Source organism: Microbacterium sp., from assembly GCF_036277215.1.
Lineage (GTDB): Bacteria > Actinomycetota > Actinomycetes > Actinomycetales > Microbacteriaceae > Microbacterium.
The window spans coordinates 16,083-28,055 of the sequence record NZ_DASUNI010000020.1; the positions used below are offsets into that span (position 1 = coordinate 16,083).

At 71.7% G+C, this 11,973-nt stretch carries 9 protein-coding genes; 5 read left to right on the forward strand and 4 right to left on the reverse strand.

The window, feature by feature from the left end:
• Nucleotides 1-2 precede the first annotated feature (2 nt).
• From VFX99_RS01090 to VFX99_RS01105, 4 genes are all read right to left on the reverse strand, one after another.
• Nucleotides 3-896, reverse strand: coding sequence for an ABC transporter permease (locus VFX99_RS01090; protein ID WP_329664473.1), 894 nt, complete (start codon nt 894-896; stop codon nt 3-5).
• Entirely contained in the window at nt 883-1,842 is a 960-nt protein-coding gene (locus VFX99_RS01095; RefSeq protein WP_329664474.1) for an ABC transporter ATP-binding protein, read from the reverse strand. The genes VFX99_RS01090 and VFX99_RS01095 overlap by 14 nt, the downstream gene beginning before the upstream one ends.
• Nucleotides 1,843-1,852: 10 nt before the next feature.
• The gene (locus VFX99_RS01100) at nt 1,853-3,019 is read right to left on the reverse strand and encodes a hypothetical protein (RefSeq protein WP_329664475.1); all 1,167 of its coding nucleotides are present in this window, start codon (nt 3,017-3,019) and stop codon (nt 1,853-1,855) included.
• Between the two features lie 65 nt (nt 3,020-3,084).
• Nucleotides 3,085-3,753, reverse strand: a complete 669-nt coding sequence (locus tag VFX99_RS01105) for an NUDIX hydrolase family protein (RefSeq protein WP_329664476.1) — start codon at nt 3,751-3,753, stop codon at nt 3,085-3,087.
• Nucleotides 3,754-3,946: 193 nt separating this feature from the next.
• Between VFX99_RS01105 and VFX99_RS01110 the strand changes: the two genes are divergently transcribed.
• From VFX99_RS01110 to VFX99_RS01130, 5 genes are all read left to right on the forward strand, one after another.
• Nucleotides 3,947-4,621: an alpha/beta hydrolase gene (locus VFX99_RS01110; RefSeq protein WP_329664477.1), complete on the forward strand. Its 675-nt coding sequence runs from the start codon at nt 3,947-3,949 to the stop codon at nt 4,619-4,621.
• Nucleotides 4,622-4,901: 280 nt separating this feature from the next.
• On the forward strand, nt 4,902-6,572 hold the full coding sequence (locus VFX99_RS01115) for an ABC-F family ATP-binding cassette domain-containing protein (RefSeq protein WP_329664478.1): 1,671 nt from the start codon (nt 4,902-4,904) through the stop codon (nt 6,570-6,572).
• A 60-nt stretch (nt 6,573-6,632) separates the two neighbouring features.
• A complete protein-coding gene (locus VFX99_RS01120; protein ID WP_329664479.1) occupies nt 6,633-6,815 on the forward strand; it encodes a PspC domain-containing protein in 183 nt (60 codons plus the stop codon).
• A 52-nt stretch (nt 6,816-6,867) separates the two neighbouring features.
• Nucleotides 6,868-11,619, forward strand: coding sequence for an Lhr family ATP-dependent helicase (locus tag VFX99_RS01125; RefSeq protein WP_329664480.1), 4,752 nt, complete (start codon nt 6,868-6,870; stop codon nt 11,617-11,619).
• Nucleotides 11,612-11,973, forward strand: a 362-nt coding sequence (locus VFX99_RS01130) for a DNA-formamidopyrimidine glycosylase family protein (RefSeq protein WP_329664481.1), incomplete at its 3' end; no start/stop codon positions are given. The genes VFX99_RS01125 and VFX99_RS01130, both read left to right, overlap by 8 nt.

The following is an 11,973-nucleotide window of genomic DNA, read 5'->3' on the forward strand; positions in this document are numbered from 1 at the left end:
CGCTACGAGAGCACGTCCTTCGTGGTGAACCTCACGATCGCAGCTGCGCCGAAGACCAGGATGTACCCGGCCTGCAGCACTGCGTTGCCGGCGAACGAATCCCACACGACCGGGGAGCGCAGCAGGTCGGCGAAATCCAGCCAGAGGTTCGTGAAGAGCCACGGATGCAGTGCCTCGAGCTGCGGGATGGCTCCGACGATCTGCGCGGCGACCGCCAGGATCGCCGTCGCAGCCATCGCCCCGATCGGCACGGTCGTCAGCGTCGAGAAGAAGATGCCGATCGCCGACAGCCCGAGAAGCGACACCGAGACGTATCCGGCGATCGCGAGCAGCCGCAGCATCCCTTCGCCCACCGACACCTGCGCGCCCGACAGCAGCGTCACCGGCCCGATCGGGAACAGGGCCCATCCCACGAGGATGCCGGCGATCAGCAGCGTCAGAGTGGCGGCGAGGCAGAACACGGCAGCGGCGAGATACTTCACGACCAGCAGCCGCACCCGGCCCGCCGGTGCGATGAGCAGATACCGAAGGGTGCCGTGGCCCGCCTCGCCGGCGATCGCGTCGCCCGCTGCGACGCTCACCGTCAGCGGGAGGAACAGCGGGATCGCGACGACCATCGCGGCCAGGGCGACGAAGAGGCCGTTGTCTGTGATCTGATCCAGGAAGGCCGGCCCGCGTCCGGGGTTCGCGCCCCCGACGACGCGGATCGCGACCGCCATGAGGATCGGGATCACCGCCAGCGCACCGAGCATCGCCCAGGTGCGCCAGCGCCGGAACTGCGTCGCGAGCTCGTTGCCGAGAAGGCGCAGCGTGCCCGACCGCGGGCTTCGGCCGCGGTCGGCGGCCGTCGGAGCACTCGCCGGCGCACTCCCCGCCGCGATCTCACGCGACGACATCGAATCCCTCCCCGGTGAGCTCGACGAACCGCTGCTCCAGGCTGGCGCCGACGACCTCGAAGCCGCGCACGCGTGCGCCCGCGGAGACGAGCGCGGCCACGATCGTCTCGGGCTCGATGCCGTCCGCCATCGATCCCACGAGGCCATCGGATGCCGCGTCCCGGGTCTCCTCCACGCCGAGCTGTGCGAACACCCTCCGCGCGATATCGAAATCGGGTGTGCGCACCTGCACGCGGCCGCGACCGCCGGAGCGGCGGAACTCGTCGAGCGTGCCCTGCGCGACCAGCCGCCCCCCGCTCAGAACCCCGACATGGGTGCAGAGCTGCTCCACCTCGGCGAGCAGGTGGCTCGAGACGAAGACGGTCGCGCCGTCGGCGCTCAGCGAGCGGATCAGCGCGCGCACCTCGCGCGTTCCCTGCGGATCGAGGCCGTTGGTCGGCTCGTCCAGAACGAGCAGCTCGCGCGGCCGCAGCAGCGCGTTCGCCAGGCCCAGCCGCTGCTTCATGCCGAGGGAGTAGGCATGCGCCTTCTTCGCGGCGGCGTGCGCGAGTCCGACGCGGTCCAGCGCCGCGGACACGCGCGCATCGCGCGTGCGCGACGATGAGTGCCGATCGGCCGCGTCGAATCGCCGCAGATTCTGCTCGCCGGTGAGGAAGGGCGAGAACGCAGGACCCTCCACCAGCGCACCGACTCGAGGCAGGACGTCATCCAGAGCGCCGGGCATCGGCGATCCGAGCACGCGCGCGGCGCCGCTCGTCGCGCGGAGCAGTCCGAGCAGCATCCGGATCGTCGTGGTCTTTCCGGAGCCGTTCGGTCCGAGGAAGCCGAAGACCGCGCCCCGGGGCACGGCGAGGTCCACTGCGTCGACCGCGGTCTGGGTGCCGAAGCGCTTGGTCAGGCCGGCGGTCTCGATCGCGAGGTCGGCGTCAGCGGTCGGGCGGGTCACCGGCGTTCCGTCAGCGCCCGGTCGCCGCAGCCTCGACCAGACGTGAGACCGGCACCGCTCCGACGAGGATCCGTCCGTCGTCGGCGATCAGCACGCTGACGAGGGACGTCTCCAGCGCCCGCCCGTCGGGCACGACCGTCGTGATGCCCTCCAGGAGCTCGCGCGTCTCGGCATCGGGATTCGTCGACGCGCCCCCGTCCTCGCTCGCCGGCAGTTCGGCCACAGCCGACCACCCCTCGCCGAGGACGGTGACGCCGTCGGTCCGGGCGCCGGAATGGGCCTTCGTCTGCCAGAGCGCCCACTCCTCAGCGGTCGGCAGCGGCAGCACCTCTTCCTGGACGGCGATGCCGTCTCCCGGGGCGAACGCGAAGACCGAAGGATCCGGTGACTCGAAGCTGACGCGTGTGAACGCGACGTGGAATGCGGGTTCCGTCGCGCCCCGCGCGGTGATCGAACCAGCCAGCGCGGCGCCGTTCTCACCGTCGATCGCGAACCGGATGTCGCCCACCAGGGTGTCGGCCGTGCGGGGCGTCAGGATCAGCTCGTACACGTCCCGCCCTGCGACGCGGGCGTCGGTTCCGACGGTCACCTCCGTCGTCTCATCCAGTCGTGCGAGCGCATCGTCGAGCATCTGATCCGGCGTCGGGAGGGGCGCATCGGCGCCGTCGGGGCCCGGTCGCTGCTGCTCGAGCAAGCCGCCGCCGCCGGCGACGGTGAACCGCGTGGCGGTCTTCGTCTCGCTGTCGACGTACCAGACCTCCTCCGCGTCGCCGTCCGCGTAGACGTTCCGCTCCGCCAACCGGTCCAGGACCTGCAGGCGCGCGCGCTCGCCGTCGAGATACACGTTCGCCGTGTGCGTTCCGGTGACGAGTTCGAGCAGGTCGTCGACGTCGGGCGTACTCGCATCGCCCTCCGTCTCGGAACCCGAGTCTCCCCCTCCGACGAGCGCGTCCAGGTCCGGCAGTCCGAGCTCGGACGTCTGCTCGATCGTGCCGCTCATCGCGTCGACGTCGCTCGCAGCCGCGAACTCGAGCAGCTCCTCGACCGTCTTGTCGGGAAGATCGACCGCTCCGCTGGCCGCCATCGGCATGAGGATCGCGCCGGCGGCCACGAGCGGCACGGCGATCGCCGCGGTCCACGCGAGGCGGCGGTCGAGCGCGCGGCGGGCAGGGCTCATGCGGGCAAGGCTACGCCGGTCGCGGCATCCCGTCTCAGGTCACAGAGAAGACTCAGGATGCCGGGTCAGCGCAGGGCTCCGACCGAGGCCAGGCCGAGGCGGACGAGGGTTCCGCGCCCGCCCTCCATCTCCGCCGACAGCGTGTCGGAGGCCGCCTCGTCCGGCGTCATCCAGGTCACCTCGAGGGCGTCCTGACGCGGCTGACAGGTTCCCGTCACCGGGACGACGAACGCGAGGGAGACGGCATGCTGCCGGTCGTCGACGAACGCCGAGACGCCCGGCATCGGAAAGTACTCCGCGACGGTGAACGGAACAGGCTGGGGAGGCAGCAGCGGGAACGCCATCGGGCCGAGGTCGTTCTCGAGGTGGCGGAACAGCGCGTCGCGCACGGTCTCGCCGTAGCGGACCCGACCGCTCACGATCGTGCGGGTCATCTCCCCCAGAGGCGTCGCCCGCAGGAGGATGCCGACCTCGGTGACGGCTCCGACTCCGTCGGTGCGCACGGGCAGGGCCTCGACGTAGAGGATGGGCAGGCGACGACGGACCTCGGCCAGCTCGACGTCGCTCAGCCAGCCGGGGTTGGACGTGCTGCCCGGTGCCGTGGAGGCGAACGACCCGTCGTCCAGCGGATTGGCGCGCCCACGGAACGGGGTGTCGATCCCGCCGAGCGGATCGCGCGGCGTGCCGTCGTCGTCGCGTTCGTTCGGATCGGGATCGGGGGTTCGGACGGCCATGCCTCCTGTATACCCCAGCACGCGCGCATAACTCCTGCAGTTCGCGCGCCTCCGGCGCACGGCGGCGCGCGACAGCGGCGGTCCTCGGGTCGGCGCGCACCGGATTGCCGGAGTCATGCGCCGACGGCGGCCGGGCGAAACGCGTCCCCGGCCGGGCCACCACGCGTCGGCGGGTCCTGGGATGATGGGGGCCATGGCCGAGATCCCCGCCCTCGACGACTCCGCGGCGCTGTGGTCGGCCGAGCCGGCCGACCGGAGCGACCGGCCGCTCCTCGTCCTCCTCCACGGCTACGGCGCGGACGAGCGCGACCTGTTCGCGCTCGTCCCGTTCCTTCCGCCGGACTTCGTCGTCGCCGCCGTCCGCGCACCCCTCACGCCGCCGTGGCCCTCGCCCGGCTATTCGTGGTATCCCATCGAGGGGCTCCAGGGGCGCGATCCGACGCACACGACGGATGCCGCATCCCTCGTCATCGACTGGCTCGACGCGGTCGCGCCGACAACCCCCGTCGGCCTCCTCGGCTTCTCGCAGGGAGCGGCGGTCGCTTTGCAGGCCATGCGGCTGCGCCCGGAGCGCTTCGCGTTCGCGGTGAACCTCAGCGGCTACGCCACTCCGGGGGAGCTGCCCGGCGACAGCGCACTCGCGGAGCGGCGTCCGCCGGTTTTCTGGGGCCGAGGCACGTCGGACGATGTCATCCCGCCGGCGCTCGTCGAGCACACGGTGACGTGGCTGCCCGAGCACACGGATCTGAGCGGGCGCGTCTATCCCGGCCTGACGCACAGCGTCTCGGAGCCGGAGCTCGATGACGTCCGCGTCTTCCTCGAGAAGCGGCTGGCCGGTCTCGCCGCCGAGAAGCCGGTCGAGAAGTGACCGGGTGCCGCGGCTGCGGCATCCGCTAGACTGTCGATTCCTGTTCCCTACGTGAGGATCCTCCGGTGAGAATGATCGACGCTTCCGCGCCCGCATCCGCGCGCTGATTCCGTCGCTCACCGATGGGGCCCTTCGCCCCCGGCCTGCTCACGCACGCCGCCGACCGGGGCACCGCCCGGACTTCCGGCCTGCTGAGGCATGCCTCCTTGTGAGCAGCGCCCCCTCGAAGTGATCGAGGCGGGGCGACCGGTGTCAGTGCATCCGACACCCAAGGAACCTCATGCCTGCTCACACCCTCACACCCTCGATCGTCCTCGACCGCGTCTCTTTCATCTGGCCCGACGGCTCCGTCGCGCTCAGCGACCTCTCCGGCGCGCTCGGTTCGGGCCGCACCGGGCTCGTCGGCCGCAACGGCTCCGGCAAGTCCACCCTTCTGCGCCTCATCGCCGGTGAGCTCGATCCGGTAGCGGGACAGCTCTCGCGAACGGCCGACGTCGCGCACCTGCCACAGCGGCTGACCCTCGATGTGGATCGGCCGGTCGCCGATCTGCTCGGCGTGTCCGACACGCTTGCCGCGGTGCGCGCGATCGAGTCGGGCGACATCGACCCGCGTCATTTCGATGCGGTCGGGAACGACTGGGACATCGAAGCGCGCTCGCACGCCGCCCTGGCCGAAGCGGGCCTCGAGCCCGGGATGCTCGACCGCAGCGTCGGCGCTCTCTCCGGCGGCGAAGCCGTGCTCACCGCGATCGCGGGCATCCGGCTGCGTGCGGCGCCGATCACCCTCCTCGACGAGCCGACGAACAACCTCGACCGCGAGGCGCGGGCGCGGCTGGCCGATATGGTGCGGTCATGGCGGGGTGCTCTCGTCGTGGTCAGCCACGACCTCGCGCTGCTCGAACTCATGGACGACACCGCGGAACTGTACGAGAGCGAGCTGTCGGTGTTCGGCGGCCCGTACTCGCAGTGGCGTGCGCGACTGGATGCGGAGCAGGATGCCGCGCGCCAGGCCGAGCGCTCGGCGGCCCAGCTGCTCAAGCGCGAGAAGCGCGACCGCATCGAATCGGAGACCAAGCTTGCGCATCGCGCCGCCGTCGGACGCAAGGCGCAGCTCGAGAAACGCGTGCCGAAGATCATCGCGGGCGGGCGCAAGATGTCGGCGCAGGTCTCGGCCGGCAAGATGCGCACCGACATGCAGGATCGGGAGTCGACCGCCCGCGCCGCCCTGGATGCCGCGGAACGGCGCGTCCGCGACGGCGACGCGATCCGCATCGACCTGCCCGATCCCGGCGTGCCGGCGGGGCGGCGGATCGCGACGATCAGCGACGGAGCGCGGACCTGGGTGGTCCAGGGCCCCGAGCGGGTGGCTCTGGTCGGACCCAACGGAGTGGGCAAGACGACCCTGGTGGAGGCGCTGGTCCGGTCGGCGGGCGTCCGGGATTCAGTCCCCGGCAGTTCGACCGACGTCGCGTTCCGCGAGTTTCCGGACGCGCGCGTGTCGGCAGTGCACAACAGACTGAATGCCGAACCGCACACCGACCGCATCGGCTACCTGCCGCAGCGCGTCGACACCCTGGATGAAGGTGCGTCGGTCCTGCAGAACGTGCGAGCGGCGGCATCCGCTGTACCCGACCGGGACCTGCGCAACCGGCTCGCCCGGTTCCTGATCCGCGGCGACGCCGTCGACCGCGCCGTCGCGACGCTCTCGGGGGGCGAGCGCTTCCGCGTCGCACTCGCCCGGCTGCTGCTGGCCGAGCCGCCGCCTCAGCTGCTCGTGCTGGACGAGCCGACGAACAACCTCGACATCGACACGGTCGACCAGTTCGTCGCCGCGTTGGCGGCCTACCGGGGCGCGGTGCTCATCGTCAGCCATGACGACGCGTTCCTGGCGCGACTGGGGATCAGCCTGACCCTCGAACTCGCCGCCGACGGCACCCTGACCGAGGTGTGACGAGGGCTGCGCGGGGCCCGCCCCCTGGCGCCCGACCGGGTGCGAGGCCATGATGTGGACATGAGTTCACTGGTCCGTCCGCACCAGGGTCGCCTGATCGCCGGCGTCTGCGTCGGCGTCGCGGACCGCTTCGGATGCAGCGTCATCCCCATCCGCATCCTGACGGTCGCCGCGACCGTCTTCTTCGGGGTGTCGATCGGCATCTACCTGCTCCTGTGGATCCTCATCCCGTCCGAGCGCTGACCGGAGGCTCCTTCCCCGCCCCGATGTCGCTCCCACCAGGGAGGATGGGGGGATGAGCAATGTGCTCGAGCGGTTCGGTCCTGCGACGCAGGACTGGTTCCGCGGCGCCTTCGCCGAGCCCACCCCCGCCCAGCTCGGCGCGTGGGATGCGATCTCGCACGGCAAGCACGCCCTCGTGGTGGCGCCGACCGGGTCGGGCAAGACGCTCTCGGCGTTCCTGTGGGCGATCGATCGGGTCTTCCGAGAGAAGGATGCCTCGCCGCCCGCCGCCGCAGGCGGGCGAGCCCCCGCAGGTCGCCGCCGGGCTGCCGAGCCAGCTGCCTCCCCGACGCGCATCCTGTACATCTCGCCGCTGAAGGCGCTCGGCGTCGACGTGGAGCGCAACCTGCGCTCGCCCCTCGTCGGCATCGGCCAGTCGGCGCGTCGACTGGGGATCACGGTGCCCGGGGTGACAGTCGGCGTCCGCTCGGGCGACACGACCTCGTCCGACCGGCGCAAGCTCGTGACCGCGCCGCCCGACATCCTCATCACGACTCCGGAGTCGCTCTACCTGATGCTCACGAGCCAGGCCGGCGAGACGCTCAAGCACGTCCACACCGTGATCATCGACGAGGTCCACGCGGTTGCGGCCACCAAACGCGGCGCTCACCTCGCGGTGAGCCTGGAGCGCCTCGACGCGCTCCTCGAGACACCCGCCCAGCGCATCGGCCTGTCCGCGACGGTGCGCCCGATCGACGAGGTGGCGCGATTCCTCGGGGGCTCGGCGCCGGTCGAGATCGTGGCGCCGCCGGCGACCAAGACGTTCGACCTCACGGTCGTCGTGCCCGTCGACGACATGCTCAACCCGCCGCCCCCGCCCGGAGCCATCGTCGAGGCCGCGAAACCGGATCCGAATGCGGAGATCGAGGCGGATGCCCCCGCCGACGAGGACTGGTTCGGCGACGGCGGCGGGTCGACCCGTTCGCCGAGTCCCGGGAGCACCGAAGCGACCGGCTCCCTGTGGCCGCACGTCGAGGAGGCCATCGTCGACCGCATCCTGCAGCACCGGTCCACGATCGTCTTCTCCAATTCGCGGCGCCTGGCCGAGCGGCTGACCGGGCGGCTCAACGAGATCTACGCCGAGCGCTTCGGACTCGAAGTGCCCGACCCGGCGATCCCCGCCGCGATGATGGCCCAGGCCGGCATCAGCGCCGGGACGGACCCGATCCTGGCGAAGGCGCACCACGGGTCCGTCTCGAAGGAGCAGCGCGCGCTCGTCGAAGAGGAGCTGAAGGCGGGAGTGCTCCGCTGCGTCGTCGCCACCAGCAGTCTCGAGCTCGGCATCGACATGGGAGCGGTCGACCTCGTCATCCAGGTCGAAGCTCCCCCGAGCGCGGCGTCCGGCCTGCAGCGCATCGGGCGAGCGGGTCACCAGGTCGGAGAGATCAGCCGTGCCGCCCTGTTCCCGAAGCATCGCGGCGACGTGCTGCACACCGCCATCGTCACCGAGCGGATGCTGGCCGGGCAGATCGAGGCGATCTCGGTGCCGCAGAATCCGCTCGACATCCTCGCGCAGCAGACGGTGGCGGCATCCGCTCTCGGCCCGGTAGATGTCGAGGGCTGGTTCGAGACGGTCAAGCGCAGCGCGCCGTTCCGCACGCTTCCGCGGTCGGCGTACGAGGCGACGCTCGACCTGCTCGCCGGCCGCTTTCCTTCCGACGAGTTCGCCGAGCTGCGCCCGCGCGTCGTCTGGGACCGCGACAAGGGCCTGCTGACGGGTCGGCCGGGCGCCCAGCGCATCGCCGTCACGAGCGGCGGCACGATCCCCGACCGCGGGCTTTTCGGCGTCTTCATCGCGGGCGAATCGCAGAACGCGCGGGTCGGCGAGCTCGACGAGGAGATGGTCTACGAGTCGCGCGTCAACGACGTGTTCACCCTCGGCACGACGAGCTGGCGCATCGTCGAGATCACGCACGATCGCGTGAACGTCCTGCCCGCCTACGGGCAGCCCGGCAAGCTCCCGTTCTGGCACGGCGACGGGCTCGGCCGCCCGGCCGAGCTCGGCGAGGCGCTCGGCCGCTTCTCGCGCGAAGTGTCGGCCGCCACCCCTGCGAAGGCGCGGGATCGGCTGCGCGAGGCCGGGCTCGACGACAACGCCTCGGTCAACCTGCTCGCCTATCTGGCCGAGCAGCGCGAGGCCACCGGAACGCTCCCCACCGATACATCCCTGACGGTCGAGCGCGGGCGCGATGAGGTCGGCGACTGGCGAGTCATCCTGCATTCCCCGTATGGAATGAAGGTCCACGGACCCTGGGCCCTGGCGGTCAATGCACGGATCCGCGAGCGCCTCGGTGTCGAGGGCTCCGCCGTGGCGAGCGACGACGGGATCATCGCGCGGGTTCCGGATGCCGCGGCCGAGCCGCCGGGCGCCGAGCTGTTCGTGTTCGAGCCGGACGAGCTCGAACAGATCGTGATCGACGAGGTCGGGGGCTCCGCCCTCTTCGCCTCCCGCTTCCGCGAGTGCGCCGCTCGGGCGCTGCTCATGCCGCGGATGAATCCGAACCGCCGTTCGCCGCTGTGGCAGCAGCGTCAGCGCTCCGCCCAGCTGCTCGAGGTGGCACGCCGGTACCCGACATTCCCGATCATCCTCGAGACGCTCCGCGAAGTGCTCCAGGACGTGTATGACGTTCCCGCCCTCCTGGGCATCGCACGCAGCATCGGCGACCGTCGCATCCGGCTCATCGAGACCACGACCACCTCGCCCTCGCCCTACGCGCGGGACCTGCTGTTCGGGTACGTCGGGGCGTTCATGTACGAGGGCGACTCACCCCTGGCCGAACGCCGGGCGGCCGCGCTGTCGGTCGACCCGGCGCTGCTGAGCGAGCTGCTCGGCAAGGTCGAGATGCGCGAGCTGCTCGACCCCGAGATCATGGCGCAGTTCGAGCGGGAGGCGCAGCGACTCGATCCCGACCGTCATGCGCGCGGAGTCGAAGGAGTCGCCGACCTGCTCCGGCTGCTGGGGCCGCTCGACGCCGCGGAGGTCGCTCTGCGGCTGGAGCCATCGAATGAGGGGTCCGACCGCGACGCCGAGGCATCGGCCCACCTCAACGAGCTGATCCTCACCCGCCGCGCGGTTCCGGTGACCATCGGCGGCGTGTCGCGCGTCGCGGCCATCGAGGACGCCGGACGCCTGCGCGATGCGCTCGGCGCCGCCCTTCCGGTCGGCATCCCGAATGCGTTCCTCGAGCCCATGGCCGACCCGCTGGGCGACCTCGTCGCGCGGTTCGCCCGCACGCACGCACCGTTCCCCACGTCCGCCGTCGCCGAGCGGCTCGGCGTCGGGATCGCGGTCGCCCGGCTCACCCTGCAGCGGCTCGAGGCGCAGGGCCGCATCTCGAGCGGGTTCTTCCTGCCGGCTGCGACGACAGGGCCGGGTATCGGCGGATCCGACGAGACCGAGTGGTGCGACGCCGAGGTGCTGCGACGACTGCGGATGCGGTCGCTCGCGGCCATCCGCGGCAGCGTCGAGCCCGTCTCGCCCGAGGCGTTCGCCCGGTTCCTGCCCGTGTGGCAGCACATCGCCCGCCCGCTCGAGGGAATCGACGGCGTCGCGGCGGTCATCGAACAGCTGGCCGGAGTACCCATCCCAGCGAGCGCGTGGGAGTCCCTCGTGCTGCCGTCACGGGTCTCCGACTACACGCCGGGCATGCTGGACGAGCTCACGGCGACCGGCGAGGTGATCTGGTCGGGGCACGGCGCCCTCCCCGGTCGCGACGGGTGGATCGCCCTGCACCCTGCCGATTCCGCGCCGCTCACGCTGCAGCCTCCCGAAGAAGAACTCGTCGCCGGTTCGCTGGAGGAGCGCATCGTCGCGGCCCTGGCCGGCGGCGGCGCCTACTTCGCCGCCCAGCTGCGTCAGCTGACAGACGCCGAGAACGAGCAGTCGGTGATCGAGGCCCTGTGGAGCCTGACCTGGGCCGGCCGTGTCACCAACGACACGTTCGCGCCTGTCCGGCTGCTGCTCGGCGGCGGATCGCAGGCGCACCGCACGGCCCGGAAGACTCCGCGCGCCAGGCTGTACCGGGGCGCCACGGTGCCGCGGATGAGCTCACCACCCAGACCGCCGGCGATCGGCGGACGCTGGTCGCTGCTCGCCGCGCCGGAACCCGACCCGACTCTGCGCGCCACGGCGGCCGCGAGCCTGCTGCTCGACCGGTACGGCGTGGTCACGCGCGGCTCGGTGCAGGCCGAGGGGCTTCCCGGCGGATTCGCCCAGGCGTACCGGGTCCTCGCCGGCTTCGAGCAGGCCGGCCATTGCCGGCGGGGCTACGTGATCGAGAAGCTCGGCGCCGCGCAGTTCGCCGCATCCGCCACCGTCGATCGACTGCGCGAGTTCGCCGGACTCTCCGATCCCCCGCCGCTTCGCGCCGTGACGCTGGCGGCGACGGATCCGGCGAATCCCTACGGCGCCGCCCTGCCGTGGCCTGCGCTGGAGGGGGTCACGCATCGCCCCGGACGCAAGGCGGGCGGCATCGTCGCGATCGTCGATGGCGCGCTGGCGCTGTATCTCGAGCGCGGCGGCAAGTCCGCGCTGGCGTTCACCGACGACGAGTCTCGGCTGGCGGCCGCCGCCGTCGACCTCGTCGCCACCGCGCGTGCGCGGCGCCTCGCCACTCTCACGATCGAGCAGGTGAACGGCCTGTTCGTATACGGCACTGCCGTCGGACGTGCCTTGCGTGATGCCGGTTTCGTGGAATCTCCGCGCGGCCTCACCCTGCGTCGCTCCACGGCGGGCGACGCACTGCGGGAGTCGGCGCGTGCCTGAGGGCGACACCGTCCACCGCACCGCCGAGCGACTGAACGACGCGCTGGCCGGGAGCGAGGTGACCCGGTTCGACCTGCGCGTGCCGCAGTTGGCAACGGCCGATCTGCGCGGGATGACGGTGCACGCCGTGGTGGCGCGCGGCAAGCACCTGCTGCATCGGATCGGGGATTGGTCGCTGCACTCGCACCTGAAGATGGAGGGCGAGTGGCGTGTGTACGCCCGAGGAGAGCGGTGGCGCCGCCCGGCATTCCAGGCGCGGGCGATCGTGGGCACCGACCGTTGGGACGCCGTCGGCTTCGATCTGGCCGACATCGACCTCGTGCCGACCCGCGAGGAGGGGCGACTGGTGGACTA